Raw genomic sequence first — 18,037 nt, forward strand, 5'->3', positions numbered from 1 at the left:
GTGAAGATCCTGCACACCTCCGACTGGCACCTGGGCCGCACGCTGCACGGCACCGACATGCACGAGCACCAGCGCGCCTTCGTCGACCACCTCGTCGAGCTCGTGCAGGAGCACGAGGTGGCGGCCGTGCTGATCAGCGGCGACGTGTACGACCGGGCGATCCCTGCGGTCGAGACCGTGCGGGTGCTCGAGGACGCCCTCGGCCGGCTGAGCCGGCTGACCACCGTGATCATCACCCCGGGCAACCACGACTCGGCGGTCCGGCTCGGCTTCGGTGCGGAACTCATGCGCGACAGCGTCCGCATCCTCGCCTCGGTGCCCGATCTCGACCGTCCGGTCGTCCTCGACGACGGCGCGGTGCAGGTCGCGGTCTACGGGCTGCCCTACCTCGACCCCGAGACCGCCCGCGCGGTGCTCCTCGACGAGGCGGGCGAGCGCCCTGCCCGCAGCCACGAGGGAGTGATCAGTGCCGCGATGCGGCGGGTCACCGACGACCTGGCCACGCGCGGAGCGGTCCGCTCGATCGTCATGGCCCACGCGTTCGTCGTGGGCGGCGAGCCGTCCGACAGCGAGCGCGACCTGTCCGTCGGCGGCGTCCAGTCGGTGCCCTCGGGAGTGTTCGGCGGGGTCGACTACGTCGCCCTCGGCCATCTGCACGGCCCCCAGGTCGTTCCGGTGCCGGGCTCGGCGACGGTCGCCCGCTACTCCGGGTCCCCGCTGGCCTACTCGTTCTCCGAGCGCTCGCACCGCAAGTCCACCGTGCTGCTCGAGCTCGCGCCGGACGGCCCGCCTTCGGTCACGCTGCTCGACGCTCCGGTCCCGCGCCGGCTCACCGAGATCCGCGGCGAGCTGAGCCACGTCCTGTCCTCGCAGACCGACGCCCACCTCGACGACTGGGTCAAGATCACCGTCACCGACCCCACCTATCCGCCCGACATGCACGCGCTGGTGCGCGCCCGGTTCCCGCACGTCCTGCACCTGACGCACGAGCCGATCGCCGGCGAGCGGTCCGGTGCCGCCCCCGTGGTGACCGAGGCGATGCAGCCGACCCGGGTGGCGGCCGACTTCGTCGAGTTCGTGACCTCCTCGCCCGCCTCCGAGGTCGAGCTCGAGGTCATCCAGCAGGCCTATGACGCCGTGCGCGCCGCCGCCGTCAAGGCGGACCGATGAAGCTCTACTCACTCACCCTCCAGGCGATCGGTCCGTTCGCGGGGCCCCACACGATCGATCTCGCGGCCCTGGGCCGCTCAGGACTGTTCCTCCTGGAGGGACCGACCGGTGCCGGCAAGTCCACGATCATCGACGCGATCGTGTTCGCCCTCTACGGGGGCCTGGCCGGTGAGACCGCGAGCAAGGAGCGGCTGCACTCGCACCACGCCGTCCCCGGCGTCGAGCCCTACGTCGACCTGGTGTTCGAGGTCGAGTCCGGCATCCATCGCGTGCGCCGCACCGCATCGCACCGCCGGCCCAAGCGCCGCGGCGACGGCTTCACGCAGGAGAACGAGAAGGTCGTCCTCACACGTCTGACCGACGTCGACGCACCTGACGCAGGCGTGACGATCTCGACCAGCACCCAGGAGGTCGGTCACGAGATCGCCGAGCTCGTCGGACTGCGCAAGGACCAGTTCCTCCAGACCGTCGTGCTGCCCCAGGGCGAGTTCGCCAAGTTCCTGCGCTCCTCCGGCGAGGACCGCAAGAAGCTGCTCGAGACGATCTTCCGCACCGACGTCTACGAGCTCATCACCCGTGCGCTGACCGAGATGCGTCGCGACGCCAAGGCGCGCACCGAGGACGCCCGGCAGGCCGTCGACACCGCGGTCGCCGTGCTCGCGGGCGCGGCCGGCGACGACCCCGCGGCGTTCGCCGACGACGGCATCGTCGATCTCGAGCGGGTCGATGCCGCAATCGCCGAGCTCGAGCAGGTCGCCGAGGTGGCCGCTGCCGCTGCCGCAGGGACCGCCGCGGCCCGGGTGGCCGCCGACGCCCGGGTCCGCGCCGCCGAGACACTGGCCGACTGCCTGGCACGACGCAGCGATCTCCTCGCGCGCCGACAGGCGCTGCACGACGAGGCCGAGAGCGTCGCCGAGACGGCGGCAGCGCTCGAGGCGGGTCGCCGCGCAGCCGTGGTCGCCACGGCCGTCGCAGCCGCTCGCCGGGCCGCCACCGACGCCGACGAGGCAGCAGCGGCGCACGCCGCCGCGTCCGCCGAGCTGGCGCCCCCGCACGAGCTCACCGAGGAGGAGTGCGCCGAGCTCGCCGACCGCCTGGGCGAGCGGCTGACCCATCTTCGCCAGTTCATCGACCTCGAAGCAGGCTTCCCGGCGCGCGACGCCGAGATCGAGCGACTCGACGGGCAGATCGCCGACGCCGATCTCCGGCTCGCCGAGATCGAGGCGAGACTCAGGGCACGGCCAGCCCGCTACGGGCTCCTGCAGCAGGCCCGCGACGAGCAGGTCGTGCTGGCCGACAGGCTGGCGGCGGCCACGACGAGCCACCACGAGGCCGTCCGCGAGCTCGACGCCGCCAAGAACGCCGAGGCCCGGCTCGACGAGGTGGCCACCGCGCACTCCCTGCGCGATGAACGCATCGGCGCCGCGCGAGCGGCCGTCGACCTCCACCGCGATCTGCGCCAGCGACGGCTGCAGGGCATGGCCGGCGAGCTCGCCGTCTCCCTGGTCGAGGGCGAGCCGTGTGCGGTGTGCGGCGGCGTCGAGCACCCCCGGCCCGCCGAGCAGGCCCACGACCACCCCGACGACGACTCGATCGCCGCAGCCGAGGCCGCAGCCGAGGTCGCCGAGCAGCTCGCGCGTCAGGCTGCCTCGGTCGTCGACCGGCTCGAGGCCGAGCTGGCCGCGGCCCAGGAGGCGGCAGGCGGGCTGACCGCTGCGGCAGCCGAGGCCGCCCTGACCGTGGCGGAGCAGGCGTTGCGCGACGCCGAGGGTGCAGTCCGCCAGATCGCCGTGATCGACGCCGAGGTCAAGCAGCTCGACGCCGCCGAGCTGGTCGACGAGAAGCAGCGGGCCGAGACCGACAAGGCACGCGGTCAGCTCGCCGACCGCAGGGTCACGATGGCCGAGTCGTTGGCTGCCGACCGCAAGCGGGTCGCGGCTGCCCTCGACGACGATGCGCCGTCGCTCGCGGTGGCGGCCCAGCGCGCCACACGCGAGCGCGCCCTCGTGCAGCGCTACGCCAGCACGGCCCGCGAGCGCCGCCGCGCCGACGAGCAGCTCACCGGCGCCCGCGCCATGCTGCGGCGCCAGCTCGACGAGCAGCAGTTCCCCGACGAGGCGGCAGCGATGGCCGCCGTCGTGCCCCCCGCCCGGCTGCGCGAGCACGAGCAGGTGGTCACGGCCCACGACAAGCAGCTCGCGATCGTCACCCACGGTCTGCAGGAGCCCGACGTCGCAGCGCTCACCGGCGACGAGGACCCTGATCTCGACGGCGCCCGTCAGGCCTGCGCCGAGGCTGCCTCGGCAGATCAGGTCGCGGCCGACGAGGCCAGCACCGCGAGACACCGGGCCGCGCAGGTCCGCCACCTGCGGGCCGGTCTCACCGCTGCGCTCGAGCAGCTCGACGTGGCAGCGGCAGACGCCGAGGCGGTCATCCGCATGGCCGACGTCGCCGACGGCACCTCCCGGGCCAATCTCAAGCACCTGACCCTCGGCACCTACGTGCTGATGCGTCGGTTCGAGGACGTCGTCGTCGCGGCCAATGCGCGCCTCGGCCCGATGTCCGACGGCCGCTATCAGCTGCGCGCGACCGACGAGAAGGAGCGGGGCGCTCGTGGACGCCGCACCGGCCTCGCGCTCGCGGTCGTCGACACCGAGACAGGTCAGGAGCGTGAGCCGCGCACCCTGTCGGGTGGCGAGACGTTCTACGCCTCGCTGTGCCTGGCGCTCGGGCTCGCCGACGTCGTCACGGGGGAGGCAGGCGGCGTCGAGATCGGGACGCTGTTCGTCGACGAGGGCTTCGGCTCGCTCGACCCCGAGACGCTCGAAGACGTCATGTCCGAGCTCACCGCCCTCGCGCGCGGCGGACGCGTCGTGGGCATCGTCAGCCACGTCGAGGACCTCAAGCTGCGCGTCGCCGATCGCATCGAGGTGCGCCGCCGGGACGACGGCTCGTCCACGTTGACCGTCCGCGCGTGATGCCGCAGTGCCCGCACGCGATGTCGTGACCCGCGACTAGGCTGAGCCCGTGGCCTCGGCATTCGGCAAGATCCTGCTCATCACCGGCAATGCCGAGTTCCTCGCCGACCGCACGCGCGCCAAGGCCGTCAAGGTCGTCACGGCCGAGCAGCCCGAGGTCGAGGTGGCCACGTCGACCGCGTCGGGCCTGCAGCCCGGCGAGCTGGCCGGACTGACCAGTCCGTCGCTGTTCAGCGACGCCAGCGCGTTGGTGCTGACCGAGCTGCAGGACCTCCCCGAGGTCGCCCAGAAGGAGCTGCTGGCCTATGTCGCAGAGCCCTCTCCCGACGTCGCCGTGATCCTCGTGCACAGCGGGGGCCAGAAGGGCAAGGGGCTGCTCGACAAGCTCCGCAAGTCGCCGGCCGTCACCGAGGTCAAGCTCGAGCAGCCCAAGTACGAGCGTGACTTCGCCTCGTGGGTCTACACCGAGGTGCGCGATCTCGGCGCCCGCATCGACCAGGAGGCCGCGACCCTGCTGGTCGCCTCGATCGGCCAGGACCTGCGAGCTCTGGCCGGTGCGGCCGATCAGCTCGTGGCCAATCTCGAGAAGGGAGCCGAGATCTCGGCGTCCCTCGTCCGCCAGTACTTCGGCGGCCGCGCCGACGTGCGCGGCTACGAGATCGCCGACGCGACGATCAACGGACAGATCAGCATCGCGCTGGAGCAGGCACGGTGGGCCGAGTCGGCCAAGGTCGCGCCCGTCCTGATCACCAGCGCCCTCGCCACCGGGCTGCGATCGCTCGCCAAGCTCGCCGGAGCGCCCGAGGGCATGCGGGACAACGACCTGGCGGCCCACATCGGGGCCCCGCCGTTCAAGATCCGGACGATGCGCTCGCAGCTGCGCAGCTGGGACCAGGCAGGTCTCGCGGCGGCGATCTCGGCGGTCGCGCAGGCCGATCTCGACGTCAAGGGCGGCGCGGCCGACCCCGCGTTCGCGGTCGAGCGCATGGTCCTGCAGGTCGCGGCGCAGCGCAGGCGTTAGCGATGGCGGTCGCGACGGAGCCCCGGGTGCTGGCCCCGTCGCGGGTCGAGGCGGTCGACGTCGCCCGCGGGGTGGCGCTGATCGGCATGATGCTTGCGCATCTCGGACCGGTCTGGTCCGGGACGGACCCGCCGCTCGGCCAGATGATCGCCGGGGGCCGGGCCGCGCCGTTGTTCGCACTGCTGGCAGGCGTCTCGTTGACGCTGGTGCAGCGCCGCGATCCCGACGGGGTCGGATCGGTGCGGGCCACGGTCGTCCGGGGCATCTTGCTGGTCGCGCTCGGGCTCTCGCTCGGAGCCGTCGAGGACATGCCGGTGCTGATCATCCTGGCGTTCTACGGCCTGCTGATCGTGGCGGCGCTGCCCTTTCGGCGCCTGCCGACACCGTGGCTCGCGGCGGTGGCCGTGTCCTGGACGCTGCTCTCGGGGTTCCTCGTCGTGGGGGCCGAGGTGCTGCACGCCCCGGTCGATGCGGGCCAGGCCGAGGCCTCCGACCTGCAGCACCCGCTGTCGCTGCTGCGGGAGCTGACGGTCTTCGGCGCCTATCCCGCGCTGGCCTGGTTCTCGTACGTCCTGGTGGGCCTGCTGGTCGGGCGCCTCGACCTGCGCCGTGCCGCGGTCGCGTGGCGACTGGTTGTCGTCGGGGCGGCGCTGACGGCAGCGACCTTGGCCGCCGGCTGGTTCCTCGTGCGGGCAGGTGCCCTCGACGACCCGCTCGGCCTCGGCTGGCGCTCGCTGTTCGCCGGCCGCCACCGTCAAGCGGAGTGGAACGACCTGCTCCAGGTCGGTGAGCACACCTCGACACCACTCAACCTCCTCAGCGCGACCGGATCGGCGCTGCTGGTCATCGGCCTGTGCGCCCTTGCAGTCCGCGTGCCGTGGGCACGGGTCGTGCTGACGCCGCTGCGCGCAGCAGGCATGATGACGCTGAGTCTCTACACCGTGCACGTGCTGTGGTTCTGGCGTCTCGCCTCGACCCGTGACGACACCCTCGGCCCGCGCGAGGGCGGCTACGACGACTGGCTGCTGCAGGTCGTGGTGCTGTGCCTGGCCGCGGTCGCGTGGCAGCGCTGGATCGGCAGGGGACCGCTCGAGTGGCTCATCCGCGTGGCGTCCGTCCGAGGCACCACGCGGCAATGAAAAACGTCCCGGACGAGGTCCGGGACGTCATTCGAGACCGTGAGACGGTCAGCAGGCTCAGGTCAGAGCGATGCGGCCTTCTTGGCGATGGCCGACTTGCGGTTGGCTGCCTGGTTCTTGTGGATGACCTTCTTGGAGGCAGCCTTGTCGAGCTTGCGAGTGGCCTCGCCGGCGAGCTTCTTGGCATCGTCGGTGTTGCCGGCCGTGATGGCCTCCTCGAAGCGGCGCACGGCCGTCTTCAGCGCGGAGCGCACGGACTTGTTGCGCTCGCGAGCCAGCTCGTTCTGCCGGTTGCGCTTGATCTGCGACTTGATATTCGCCACGGGGCAAACCTGTTTCTCTCGAATGGAACTCGGTGATGAAAAGTAGTGGACGTACCGGGGGCACGCGACCGCCAACTCTACCAGCCGTCCGCCCGCAGCCTCAAATCGGTGGCCGCCACCGGGCTGCGGCCGAAGCCGGTGGTACGCGCAGGGCCGAGGTGATGGGAGAATGGGCACATCATGAGCACCAGCCCCGTACCCCAGCCCGGGGCCACCGACCCGAGGATCCTGCGCAACTTCTGCATCATTGCGCACATCGACCACGGCAAGTCGACGTTGGCCGATCGCATGCTGCAGCACACCGGCGTGGTCGACGGCCGCGACATGAAGGCGCAGTACCTCGACCGCATGGACATCGAGCGTGAGCGCGGCATCACGATCAAGAGCCAGGCCGTCCGCATGCCGTTCACCAAGAGCAGCGGCGACGACGCGGGCACGGTCTACGTGCTCAACATGATCGACACGCCCGGCCACGTCGACTTCACGTACGAGGTCAGCCGCAGCCTCGAGGCGTGCGAGGGCGCGATCCTGTTGGTCGACGCCGCGCAGGGCATCGAGGCCCAGACGCTGGCCAACCTCTATCTCGCGATCGACGCCGATCTCGACATCATCCCCGTGCTCAACAAGATCGACCTGCCCGGCGCGCAGCCGGAGAAGTACGCCGAGGAGATCGCCGGCATCATCGGCGGCAACCCCGACGACGTGCTGCGGGTCTCGGCCAAGACCGGCCAGGGCGTCGAGGAGCTGCTCAACCTCATCGTCGACGAGATCCCGCCGCCGCAGGGTGATCCCGACGGGCCGCCGCGCGCGCTGATCTTCGACTCGGTCTACGACACCTACCGCGGCGTCGTCACGTACGTCCGTGTGGTCGACGGCAAGCTGTCCCACCGCGACAAGATCAAGATGATGTCGACCGGGGCGGTGCACGAGATGCTCGAGGTCGGGGTCATCTCGCCCGAGCCGGTGAAGGCCCCGGACCTCGGCGTCGGCGAGGTGGGCTACCTCATCACCGGCGTGAAGGAGGTGCGGCAGTCGCGCGTCGGCGACACCGTCACGTCCAGCATCCGTGGTGCCACCGAGCCCCTCGGCGGCTACAAGACCCCCAACCCGATGGTCTACTCCGGCCTCTACCCGCTCGACGGCGACGACTACCCGACGCTGCGCGACGCGCTGGAGAAGCTGCAGCTCAACGACGCTGCGCTGGTCTACGAGCCTGAGTCGTCCGGTGCCCTCGGCTTCGGCTTCCGCATCGGCTTCCTGGGTCTGCTGCACCTCGAGATCGTCCGCGAGCGGCTCGAGCGCGAGTTCAACCTCGAGCTCATCTCGACCGCGCCCAACGTGGTCTACCGCGTCGAGATGGAGGACGGCAAGGAGATCGTCGTCACCAACCCGTCCGAGTACCCGTCGGACGGCAAGATCGACAAGGTGTACGAGCCCGTCGTCCGCGCGACGGTGCTGAGCCCCAGCGACTACATCGGCGTGATCATGGAGCTGTGCCAGGCGCGGCGCGGTCAGCTGATCGGCATGGACTACCTGTCCGAGGACCGGGTCGAGATCAAGTACACCCTGCCCATGGGCGAGATCATGTTCGACTTCTTCGACGCGCTGAAGAGCCGCACCAAGGGCTATGCGTCGCTGGACTACGAGCCGACCGGCGAGCAGGCGTCCGACCTGGTCAAGGTCGACGTGCTGCTGCAGGGCGAGGTCGTCGACGCGTTCAGCGCGATCGTCCACCGCGACAACGCATACGCGTACGGCGTCTCGTTGGCGGGCAAGCTCAAGGAGCTCATCCCGCGCCAGCAGTTCGAGGTGCCGATCCAGGCGGCGATCGGCGCCCGGGTCATCGCCCGAGAGAACATCCGCGCGATCCGCAAGGACGTGCTCGCCAAGTGCTACGGCGGCGACATCAGCCGCAAGCGCAAGCTGCTCGAGAAGCAGAAGGAGGGCAAGAAGCGCATGAAAATGGTCGGCCGCGTCGAGGTCCCCCAGGAGGCGTTCATCGCCGCGCTCTCGACCGGCGACGTCGACAAGAAGTAGCCCCACCCAGATCTGCGGGGTCCTGCACCGAATCGACCATGCAGAGCGTGCAGGAGTCCGCACATCTCGCCGGGTTGGCCGTGGATAGGGTGACGGCCATGAGTGGTGTCGTCTCGTCGGTCAACGTGGGTCCGGCGGTGGACGTGCCGTGGGGCAAGTACAAGTGGAGCGCGATCGACAAGCGTCCGGTGGACCACCCGGTCATGCTGCGAGCGTCCGGCGTCGAGGGCGACGAGATCGGCGACCTGGTCAACCACGGCGGCGCCGTGCAGGCGGTCTACGCGTACGCGGCCGAGGATCTGCAGGCGTGGTCCGACGAGCTGGGCCGCGAGCTCGTCCCTGGTCAGTTCGGCGAGAACCTCACCACCACCGGGATCGACCTGACGAACGCCCGCGCGGGCGAACGCTGGCGGGTCGGGGGAGCGCTGCTGGAGATCTCCGGCGTACGCATCCCGTGCTCGGTCTTCCAGGGATTCCTCGACGAGCGCCACTGGGTCAAGAGATTCATGCAGGGCCGGCGACCCGGCGCGTACTTCCGGGTCATCGAGGAAGGGCCGGTGTCGGCGGGCGACGTCGTCGAGGTCGTGGAGGAGCGCGATCACGAGGTCACGATCGACTTCTTGTTCCGGGCGCTGACCACCGAACGCGCGTTGATGCCGCGGCTGGCGGCCGAGCCACGGGCCGCCGAGTTCGTGGCTCGCAGGTTGGGTGAACATCGCAACGACCCCTCGTAGTGACCTGTCAGTAGGTTAGGGTGATCGGCACCACATTCCCCCAGTACGTCCGTGCGAAGGATCACCACATGCCCGCTCAAGTCGTCACGCCCGAACAGCTCGCAGTGATCGAGAACCGGCCCACGAGTGTGTCGGCCATGTTCTTCGACCGCGTCAAGAACAGCGGCTCCCGCGAGGCATACCGTTACCCCGACGCCGACGAGGTCTGGCAGTCGCTCACCTGGTCGCAGACGGGGGACCGGGTGAGCCGTCTCGCCGCGGGACTGGTCGCGCTCGGCATCCAGCCCGAGGAGCGGGTCGCGATCGCGTCCAACACGCGTGTGGAGTGGATCCTGTCCGATCTGGCGATCAACGCCGCCGGCGCCGCGACCACCACGGTCTACCCCACGACGATGGCCGACGACGTCGCGTACATCCTGGCCGACTCCGACAGCCGCATCGTGTTCGCCGAGGACGACGAGCAGGTCGCCAAGTTGCGCCAGAAGCACTCCGAGCTGCCCTCGATCGTCAAGGTCGTCGTGTTCGACGGCACCACCGACGGCGACTGGGTCATCGGTTTCGACGACCTGGAGGCCCTCGGCGAGAAGTACCTCGTCGAGCACCCCACGGTCGTGGAGGACCGGGTCGCAGCCATCACCGGCGACTCGCTCGCGACGCTGATCTACACCTCGGGCACCACGGGCCGGCCCAAGGGCGTCCGGCTGTCGCACGACGGCTGGGTCTACGAGGGCTATGTCATGGTCGCCGCCGACATCCTGTCCCAGGACGATCTGCAGTTCCTGTGGCTGCCGATGGCCCACTCGTTCGGCAAGGTGCTGCTGACGACGCAGCTCGCGATCGGGTTCCCCACCGCGATCGACGGCCGCGTCCCGCGCATCGTGGACAACCTGGCGGTCGTCAAGCCGACCTTCATGGGCGCCGCTCCCCGCATCTTCGAGAAGGCGTACGGCCGCATCGTCGGCATGACCGAGGCCGACGGCGGCGCCAAGCTCAAGATCTTCAAGTGGGCCGAGAAGGTCGGGCTCGAGTACTCGCGGGCGATCCGCTCGGGCAAGCCCGTCTCGCCGGTGCTCAAGGCGAAGTTCGGCCTCGCCGACAAGCTGGTGTTCTCCAAGGTGCGTGATCGCTTCGGCGGCCGGGTGCGCTTCTTCATCTCCGGCGCCGCGGCTCTCTCGCCCGACATCGCGGAGTGGTTCCACGCCGCAGGCGTCCTGATCCTCGAGGGCTACGGCCTCACCGAGACGTCCGCGGGCGCGTTCGTCAACCAGCCCGACAACTTCAAGCTCGGCTCGGTCGGTCGTGCGTTCCCCGGCAGCGAGGCCAAGATCGCCTCGGATGGCGAGGTGCTGATCAAGGGCCCGCACGTCATGCGCGGCTACCACAACCTCGACGGCGAGAGCGTCTCGTCGCTCACCGAGGACGGCTGGCTGCACACGGGCGACGAGGGCCGTATCGACGAGGACGGCTTCCTGTTCATCACGGGCCGCAAGAAGGAGCTGTTCAAGACGTCGGGCGGCAAGTACGTCGCGCCGCCGCACATCGAGGGCATCTTCAAGGGCATCAGCGCCCTCACGAGCCAGATCATCGTGCACGGCAACGACCGCAACTTCTGCTCCGCGCTCATCACGCTCGACCCCGACGCGGTCGCCGAGTGGGCCGCCCACCACGGCATGGAGGGCAAGTCGTACTCCGAGGTCGTCTCGTCCCCGCAGATGCACGAGGTCATCCAGGGGCAGATCGACGAGCTCAACTCCAAGCTCAACCGGTGGGAGACGATCAAGAAGTTCGCGATCCTCGACCACGACCTGTCGATCGAGAACGGCGAGATCACGCCCAGCATGAAGGTCAAGCGCACCGTCGTCGAAGCCAACAACAAGGCGATTCTGGACGGCTTCTACGCTTAGGGAGTGAACCCGACCGAGATCCCGCGCCCCACCACCGGGGAGCGGGATCTCGGCACGTCCGGGGCCGCGCGTCCGTTCGGCGTGTACGTCCACGTGCCGTTCTGCCGGGTCCGGTGCGGCTACTGCGACTTCAACACGTACACCGCGGACGAGCTGGGCGAAGGGGCGACGCGGGCCACGTACGCCGACACCGCGATCCGCGAGATCGTGCAGGCCGCCGAACGGTTCGGCCGTCGCCCGGTCGAGACAGTCTTCTTCGGCGGCGGCACCCCCACCCAGCTGCCCTCGACCGATCTCGTGCGGATCCTGCAAGCGATCGACGAGCGACTCGGCCTGGCCGAGGGCGTCGAGGTCACGACCGAGGCCAATCCGGACTCCGTGACGCCCGAGTCGCTCGCCGTCCTGCGTGCGGGCGGATTCACCCGCATCTCGTTCGGGGTGCAGTCGGCCGTCCCGCACGTGCTCGCGACCCTCGAGCGCACCCACGACCCCGCGAACGTCCCCCAGGCGGTCCGCTGGGCGCGTGAGGCCGGGTTCGAGCAGGTCAGCGTCGACCTGATCTACGGGACGCCGGGGGAGTCGTTCGACGACTGGCGCAGGAGCCTGGAGCAGGCCATCGCGCTCGGGCCCGACCACGTGAGCGCGTACGCCCTGATCGTCGAGGAGGGGACCGCATTCGCGCGCAAGGTCCGTCGGGGCGAGGTCGTGATGCCCGACGACGACGAGACGGCTGACAAGTACGTCCTGGCGGACGAGATGCTGTCGGCCGCCGGTCTCGGCTGGTACGAGCTGTCCAACTGGGCGCGCGACGGGTCCGCCCAGTGCCGCCACAACGTGCTCTACTGGCGCAGCGACGACTGGCTCGGCATCGGACCGGGCGCGCACTCGCACGTCGCGGGCGAGCGCTGGTGGAACGTCAAGCACCCCGCGGCGTACGCGCAGCGGCTGGTCGCGGGGGAGTCACCGCGGCACGACGGCGAGACGATCGACGCCGAGACCGCGCACGTCGAGCAGATCATGCTCGAGACCCGGTTGCGCAGCGGGCTCGGGCTCGACACCCTCAGCGAGGCCGCGCGTGCGTCCGTCCCCGAGCTCGTGGCCCGCGATCTCGCGACGCTCGAGGGGGACCGGCTCGTCCTGACCCGCACGGGCCGCCTGCTGGCCGACGCCGTGGTCCGCGAGCTCGTCGACTGACGCCGAGGCGCGCCCCCGGTCCGCTGAGGGGAGCCGCCGGTCCGCTGAGGGGAGCCCCCGGTCCCGCGTCGGTGGACGGGAGGCGCGCGTCGGCGGACGGGAGGCGCGCCTCAGCGAATGGGGGGGGTGGGGTCAGGGGACGGTGACGAAGTCGATGAGCTCCTCGACGCGGCCGAGGAACTCCGGCTCGAGATCGGCATAGGAGTCGACCCGGCTGAGGATGTGCTTCCACGCACGGGCGATGTCGGTCTGGTCGCTGTGGGGCCAGCCGAGCTCGCGGCAGATGCCGTACTTCCAGTCCTGGCCCCGGGGGATCGTGGGCCAGGACTCGATGCCGAGGCGGGCAGGCTTCACCGACTGCCAGACGTCGATGTAGGGGTGCCCGACCACCAGCACGTGCGGCCGGCCGGAGACCTGCTCGGCCAGTCGGGTCTCCTTGGACCCCGGCACGAGGTGATCGACCAGCACGCCGAGGCGGCGCTCGGCGGTCGGGGCGAACTCGTCCACGATCCCGACGAGGTCGTCGATGCCGCCGAGGTACTCCACCGCGACGCCCTCGATGCGCAGGTCGTCGCCCCAGACCTTCTCGACCAGCTCGGCGTCGTGGCGGCCCTCGACGTAGATGCGGCTCGGCAGCGCGACCCGCGCCCGTGCGCCACGCACCGCGCGCGATCCCGACGCCGTACGCGTGGCGGTGGCCTTGGTCGCGGCCGACGGGGGCCGGGCGATGATCGGCTTGCCCTCCAGCAGATAGCCCGGGCCGAGCGGGAACGAGCGGCGGACCAGTCGGCGGTCCTCGAGGATCATCATCCCGAGGTCCTTCTCCACGACCATGACCTCGCCGCAGAAGCCGGTCGTGGCGTCCTCGATGACCATGCCGCGCTCGATCACGACCTCCTCGGAACGTCCGCGGGGAGGCTTCTTCCAGTCACCGGAGAGGACGTCGCTGCCGTACCGGTCAACCATGCAGGGCTCCCAGGAGTCGTTGGTGGAGGGTCTCGAGATCGTCCTTGGCGATGTCGGGCGCCAGCAGCACGGTGCCGTCGCCGACGAGACCGAGCGCCAGGTCGACCGCCACGGGCCAGCTCGGCGGGACGGTGCCGGGGACCTCGTCGGTCCACAGGGCGCCGACCAGGACGTAGGACGCGAGCACGGCACCATCTTCGCTCACCGCGGCGAGGCTCGTGACGAGCTCACCGCCCTCGGGCCCGTCGCCGAGGTGCATGACCTCGACGCTGATGCGATCGAGCTGGGTGGCCCACACGGACGCCAGCGAGCCGCCGCGCGACTCGTGGGCGATCGTCGTCCCGTCGTCGAGCACCACCTCGTAGGGGCCGATCGTGAGCGATCTCTCGTCGCCCTCGACGACGATGTGACCGTCGCTGTTCTCGGAGATGCTGCTCACCTCGCTAGACTGGCACTTGACCACTGAGAGTGCCAACAGGCTCGCGGGAGAGGGATGTGTGATGACTGACGATCGCCGGCTCGACGTCCTCCGGGCCATCGTCGAGGACTACGTCGCGACCCAGGAGCCCGTGGGCTCCCGCTCGCTGCTCGAGCGGCACCAGCTGGGCGTCTCGCCCGCCACGGTACGCAACGACATGGCAGCGCTCGAGGAGGAGGGCTACCTCACCCAGCCCCACACGAGCGCAGGTCGCATCCCGACGGACAAGGGCTACCGGATGTTCGTCGACCGGCTCGCGACGGTCAAGGCGCTGTCGCCGGCCGAGCGCCGCGCCATCGAGACGTTCCTGAGCGGAGCGGTCGACGTCGACGACGTCGTGCAGCGCAGCGTCAAGGTGCTCGCGCAGCTGACCAACCAGGTCGCGATCGTGCAGTACCCGTCGCTGACCCGCTCGACGGTCCGCCACATCGAGCTCGTGTCGCTGGAGGGCTCCCGTGTCCTCCTCGTCGTGATCACCAGCAGCGGCCGGGTCGAGCAGCGCATCGTCGAGCTCGTCGAGACGCCCAGCGACGACCTGATGTCCGACATGCGCTCGCGCATCGCCCGCGCGACGATCGGCGAACGCCTGCCCGAGGCCTCGCTCCGGCTGGCCGACATGATCGAGACCTTCGGCGCCAACGACCGACCGATCGTCACCTCGATCGTCACGACGCTGTCGCACACGTTCACCAATGAGCGCAGCGACGAGCGCATCGCGGTCGGCGGCACGGCCAACCTGGCCCGCTTCGGCAGCGACTTCGACACCTCGATCAAGCCCGTGCTCGAGGCGATCGAGGAGCAGGTCGTCCTGCTCAAGCTGCTCGGCGAGGCCACGAGCGGACTCTCGGTCCGCATCGGCAGCGAGACCGGCCACGAGAGCCTCATGAGCACGACGGTCGTCTCCTCGGCGTACGGTTCGGACGACCTCGCACTCGCGACCCTGGGCACGGTCGGCCCCACCCGCATGGACTATCCCGCAACGATGGCAGCTGTCGGCGCCGTCGCCCGCTACGTCGGCCGCACGCTGGCGGACAACTGACACCCCTCGAGGACTCATGGCACAGGACTACTACGCAACACTCGGCGTCGACCGCGACGCCACGGCCGAGCAGCTGAAGAAGGCCTACCGCAAGCTGGCGCGGCAGTACCACCCCGACGTCAACGACGCGCCCGACGCCTCCGAGAAGTTCAAGGAGGTGACGCTCGCGTACGAGGTGCTGTCCGATCCGCAGAAGCGGGCGGTCTTCGACCGTGGCGGCGATCCCATGAGCAGCGGCGGTGGCGGCTTCGGCGGCGGCCAGGGGTTCAACTTCGACGACATCATGGACGCCTTCTTCGGGCAGAACGCCCAGCGCGGCCCGCGCCCGCGCCAGCAGCGCGGCCAGGACGCCCTGCTGCGGCTCAACGTCGACCTCGCGGAGGCGGCGTTCGGCGTGACCCACGAGATCAAGGTCGACACGGCCGTGACCTGCACGACGTGCGAGGGCAGCGGAGCCGCCAACGGCTCGCAGCCCGAGACCTGCCGCACCTGCCACGGCCACGGCGACGTCCAGCACGTGCAGCGCTCGCTGCTCGGCGACATCCGTACGTCGCGCCCGTGCCCCACGTGCCACGGCTTCGGCACGGTCATCCCCGACCCGTGCCCCGAGTGCAACGGCGAGGGCCGCGTGCGCTCGCGTCGCTCGATCTCGGTGACGATCCCCGCGGGCGTCGACCAGGGCACGCGGATCCAGCTCAGCGGTGAGGGCGAGGTCGGGCCCGGAGGCGGGCCCGCCGGCGACCTCTACCTCGAGATCAACGTGGCCCGGCACCCGATGTTCCAGCGCAAGGGCGATCAGCTGTTCTGCCAGGTCACCCTGCCGATGACGGCTGCGGCGCTCGGCACGCAGATCGACCTGCCGACCCTCGAGGCCGACGTGCCGGACTCCGACGAGGACACGCGGACCGTACGCCTCGAGGTCGCGCCGGGCACGCAGTCCGGCGACACCCTCACGATCAAGGGCCAGGGCGTGCCGCGCCTTCGCGGCGCCGGTCGCGGGGACCTCAAGGTGCAGGTCGTCGTCGAGACGCCGACCCGCATCGACGACCAGCAGCGTGCCCTGCTGGAGGAGCTCGCGCAGCTGCGCGACGAGGAGCGTCCCGAGACGCTCATGGCCACGAACCACAAGGGTGTGTTCGGCAAGATCAAGGATGCATTCAAGTGAGCGACACTGACCCGAACTGCCTGTTCTGCAAGATCGTCGCGGGCGACATCCCGGCCGAGATCGTCTCGGAGACCGAGCACACTGTCGCCTTCCGTGACGTCGATCCGCAGGCGCCCACGCACGTGCTGGTGATCCCGCGGGTGCATCAGCCCGACATCGCGAGCCTCGTCGACGCGGCGCCCGAGGCTGCGGTCGAGCTGCTCAAGGAGACGCGCCGCGTGGCCCAGGCCGACGGGCACGACTCCTACCGGCTGGTCTTCAACACCGGTCCCGATGCGCACCAGACGGTGTTCCACGTGCACGGCCACGTGCTTGCCGGTCGCAGTCTCACCTGGCCTCCGGGCTGACAATTCGCGCGCTGTCACACCGGATGCGTACGATTGAGACCACATGACTGATGACACCGTCCCCGCACCGCTGCCCACCCACACGTTCACGATCCCGTCGAGCGTCGCGGCCGTCGCCCTGCTCGGCCCTGCCGACGAGTTCCTGCGCCTGATCGAGGACTCGTTCAAGGCGCGCATCCACGCGCGCGGCAACACCATCACGGTGACCGGTGCGCCGTCGGAGGCAGCTCTCGTGGAGCGGCTGCTCGACGAGCTCGTCACGATCCTGCGCACCGGCCAGAACCTCACGCGCGAGACGGTCGAGCGCAGCGTCTCGATGCTGCGCACCGAGACCCGCGAGAAGCCGGCCGAGGTGCTGAGCCTCAACATCTTGTCCAACCGCGGACGGACGATCCGGCCCAAGACGGTCAACCAGAAGCGCTACGTCGACGCGATCGACAAGCACACGATCGTCTTCGGCATCGGCCCCGCCGGCACCGGCAAGACGTACCTCGCGATGGCCAAGGCCGTGCAGGCGCTGCAGGCCAAGGAGGTCAACCGCATCATCTTGACCCGGCCCGCGGTCGAGGCCGGCGAGCGACTGGGCTTCCTGCCGGGGTCGCTGAGCGAGAAGATCGATCCCTACCTGCGCCCGCTCTACGACGCGCTGCACGACATGCTCGACCCCGAGACCGTGCCCAAGCTGCTCGCCTCCGGCGTCATCGAGGTCGCTCCGCTGGCCTACATGCGCGGCCGCACGCTCAACGACGCGTTCATCATCCTGGACGAGGCACAGAACACGACGCCCGAGCAGATGAAGATGTTCCTCACCCGACTGGGCTTCGGCTCCAAGATGGTCGTCACCGGCGACGTCACGCAGGTCGACCTGCCGTCGGGCAACAAGAGCGGCCTGCGGGTGGTCCAGGAGATCCTCGACGACGTCCGCGACATCCACTTCGCCAACCTGTCGTCCGCGGACGTCGTGCGCCACAAGCTCGTCGGCCACATCGTCGCGGCCTACGGTGAGTTCGAAGAGCAGGCTTCCCAGTCACTGCTGGCCCGCGAGGCAGGTGCTGACTCCCGTGAACGTCGACGTTCTCAATGAGTCCGGGACCGACGTCGACGTCGTCGGTCTGACCCGACTCTGCCGCTTCACGATGCGGCGCATGAGGCTGCACCCTGCGACCGAGCTGACCGTACGCCTCGTGGACCCCGACACCATCACAGTGCTCAACGAGCAGTGGATGGGCAAGAAGGGTCCCACCGACGTGCTGTCGTTCCCCATGGACGAGCTCACGCCCGGCACCGACGCCGCGGAGAGTCCCGAGGGATATCTCGGCGACATCGCCCTGTGCCCGCAGGTCGCGGAGCAGCAGGCACCCGCCGCCGGCCACTCGACGCAGGACGAGATCGAGCTGCTGACGGTGCACGGCATCCTGCACCTCCTCGGCTACGACCACGCCGAGCCGGCGGAGCACCAGGAGATGTTCGGCATCCAGGGACGACTGCTCCTCGAGTGGCAACAGGCCGCCGAGGGCATCGACCCCGAGCAGCAGTGAGGGC

General features: G+C 70.1%; 16 protein-coding genes. 13 read left to right on the forward strand and 3 right to left on the reverse strand.

Annotated elements, in window-relative coordinates:
• The 4 genes from GEV26_RS05590 to GEV26_RS05605 are packed head-to-tail and all read left to right on the forward strand — an operon-like array spanning position 1 to position 6,308.
• The gene (locus GEV26_RS05590) at positions 1–1,170 is read left to right on the forward strand and encodes an exonuclease SbcCD subunit D (RefSeq protein WP_153652144.1); all 1,170 of its coding nucleotides are present in this window, start codon (positions 1–3) and stop codon (positions 1,168–1,170) included.
• Complete coding sequence (locus GEV26_RS05595; RefSeq protein ID WP_153652145.1) at positions 1,167–4,148, forward strand: AAA family ATPase; 2,982 nt, start codon at positions 1,167–1,169, stop codon at positions 4,146–4,148. The genes GEV26_RS05590 and GEV26_RS05595 overlap by 4 nt, the downstream gene beginning before the upstream one ends.
• 49 nt (positions 4,149–4,197) lie before the next feature.
• The gene (holA, locus tag GEV26_RS05600) at positions 4,198–5,169 is read left to right on the forward strand and encodes a DNA polymerase III subunit delta (protein ID WP_153652146.1); all 972 of its coding nucleotides are present in this window, start codon (positions 4,198–4,200) and stop codon (positions 5,167–5,169) included.
• A gap of 2 nt (positions 5,170–5,171) precedes the next feature.
• Entirely contained in the window at positions 5,172–6,308 is a 1,137-nt protein-coding gene (locus GEV26_RS05605) for a heparan-alpha-glucosaminide N-acetyltransferase domain-containing protein (RefSeq protein ID WP_153652147.1), read from the forward strand.
• A 62-nt stretch (positions 6,309–6,370) separates the two neighbouring features.
• On the opposite strand, the gene rpsT is transcribed toward GEV26_RS05605, so the two are convergent.
• On the reverse strand, positions 6,371–6,631 hold the full coding sequence (gene rpsT, locus GEV26_RS05610; protein ID WP_153652148.1) for a 30S ribosomal protein S20: 261 nt from the start codon (positions 6,629–6,631) through the stop codon (positions 6,371–6,373).
• Between the two features lie 180 nt (positions 6,632–6,811).
• Here rpsT and lepA point away from each other — a divergent pair, with 180 nt between their 5' ends.
• The 4 genes from lepA (at position 6,812) to hemW (ending at position 12,500) form a co-directional block, all read left to right on the forward strand.
• Positions 6,812–8,668: a translation elongation factor 4 gene (gene lepA, locus GEV26_RS05615; protein WP_153652149.1), complete on the forward strand. Its 1,857-nt coding sequence runs from the start codon at positions 6,812–6,814 to the stop codon at positions 8,666–8,668.
• Between the two features lie 98 nt (positions 8,669–8,766).
• Positions 8,767–9,402, forward strand: coding sequence for an MOSC domain-containing protein (locus tag GEV26_RS05620; protein WP_153652150.1), 636 nt, complete (start codon positions 8,767–8,769; stop codon positions 9,400–9,402).
• A 68-nt stretch (positions 9,403–9,470) separates the two neighbouring features.
• On the forward strand, positions 9,471–11,306 hold the full coding sequence (locus GEV26_RS05625) for an AMP-dependent synthetase/ligase (protein WP_153652151.1): 1,836 nt from the start codon (positions 9,471–9,473) through the stop codon (positions 11,304–11,306).
• A gap of 3 nt (positions 11,307–11,309) precedes the next feature.
• The gene (gene hemW / locus GEV26_RS05630) at positions 11,310–12,500 is read left to right on the forward strand and encodes a radical SAM family heme chaperone HemW (RefSeq protein ID WP_153652152.1); all 1,191 of its coding nucleotides are present in this window, start codon (positions 11,310–11,312) and stop codon (positions 12,498–12,500) included.
• A 132-nt stretch (positions 12,501–12,632) separates the two neighbouring features.
• On the opposite strand, the gene GEV26_RS05635 is transcribed toward hemW, so the two are convergent.
• Positions 12,633–13,466 (reverse strand): DUF3097 domain-containing protein, encoded by an 834-nt coding sequence (locus GEV26_RS05635; RefSeq protein WP_153652153.1) that lies wholly within the window; start codon positions 13,464–13,466, stop codon positions 12,633–12,635.
• A complete protein-coding gene (locus GEV26_RS05640; protein ID WP_153652154.1) occupies positions 13,459–13,905 on the reverse strand; it encodes a hypothetical protein in 447 nt (148 codons plus the stop codon). The genes GEV26_RS05635 and GEV26_RS05640 overlap by 8 nt, the downstream gene beginning before the upstream one ends.
• A gap of 61 nt (positions 13,906–13,966) precedes the next feature.
• Between GEV26_RS05640 and hrcA the strand changes: the two genes are divergently transcribed.
• The 5 genes from hrcA to ybeY are packed head-to-tail and all read left to right on the forward strand — an operon-like array spanning position 13,967 to position 18,033.
• Entirely contained in the window at positions 13,967–14,983 is a 1,017-nt protein-coding gene (hrcA, locus tag GEV26_RS05645; protein WP_153652155.1) for a heat-inducible transcriptional repressor HrcA, read from the forward strand.
• A gap of 16 nt (positions 14,984–14,999) precedes the next feature.
• A complete protein-coding gene (dnaJ, locus tag GEV26_RS05650) occupies positions 15,000–16,148 on the forward strand; it encodes a molecular chaperone DnaJ (protein ID WP_153652156.1) in 1,149 nt (382 codons plus the stop codon).
• On the forward strand, positions 16,145–16,495 hold the full coding sequence (locus GEV26_RS05655) for a histidine triad nucleotide-binding protein (RefSeq protein ID WP_153652157.1): 351 nt from the start codon (positions 16,145–16,147) through the stop codon (positions 16,493–16,495). Before dnaJ ends, GEV26_RS05655 begins: the two co-directional genes overlap by 4 nt.
• 43 nt (positions 16,496–16,538) lie before the next feature.
• Positions 16,539–17,579: a PhoH family protein gene (locus tag GEV26_RS05660; protein ID WP_153652158.1), complete on the forward strand. Its 1,041-nt coding sequence runs from the start codon at positions 16,539–16,541 to the stop codon at positions 17,577–17,579.
• Positions 17,557–18,033, forward strand: coding sequence for an rRNA maturation RNase YbeY (ybeY, locus tag GEV26_RS05665; protein WP_153652159.1), 477 nt, complete (start codon positions 17,557–17,559; stop codon positions 18,031–18,033). The genes GEV26_RS05660 and ybeY overlap by 23 nt, the downstream gene beginning before the upstream one ends.
• Positions 18,034–18,037: the final 4 nt, after the last annotated feature.

It is taken from the genome of Aeromicrobium yanjiei (genome assembly GCF_009649075.1).
Lineage (GTDB): Bacteria > Actinomycetota > Actinomycetes > Propionibacteriales > Nocardioidaceae > Aeromicrobium > Aeromicrobium yanjiei.

Excerpts from the sequence above, each read along its gene's own strand:
- lepA (WP_153652149.1), top strand. The coding sequence starts at position 6,812 with ATGAGCACCAGCCCCGTACCCCAGCCCGGGGCCACCGACCCGAGGATC.
- dnaJ (WP_153652156.1), top strand. The coding sequence starts at position 15,000 with ATGGCACAGGACTACTACGCAACACTCGGCGTCGACCGCGACGCCACG.
- GEV26_RS05625 (WP_153652151.1), top strand. The coding sequence starts at position 9,471 with ATGCCCGCTCAAGTCGTCACGCCCGAACAGCTCGCAGTGATCGAGAAC.
- GEV26_RS05620 (WP_153652150.1), top strand. The coding sequence starts at position 8,767 with ATGAGTGGTGTCGTCTCGTCGGTCAACGTGGGTCCGGCGGTGGACGTG.
- GEV26_RS05660 (WP_153652158.1), top strand. The coding sequence starts at position 16,539 with ATGACTGATGACACCGTCCCCGCACCGCTGCCCACCCACACGTTCACG.
- hrcA (WP_153652155.1), top strand. The coding sequence starts at position 13,967 with ATGACTGACGATCGCCGGCTCGACGTCCTCCGGGCCATCGTCGAGGAC.
- GEV26_RS05595 (WP_153652145.1), top strand. The coding sequence starts at position 1,167 with ATGAAGCTCTACTCACTCACCCTCCAGGCGATCGGTCCGTTCGCGGGG.
- GEV26_RS05635 (WP_153652153.1), bottom strand. The coding sequence starts at position 13,466 with ATGGTTGACCGGTACGGCAGCGACGTCCTCTCCGGTGACTGGAAGAAG.
- GEV26_RS05605 (WP_153652147.1), top strand. The coding sequence starts at position 5,172 with ATGGCGGTCGCGACGGAGCCCCGGGTGCTGGCCCCGTCGCGGGTCGAG.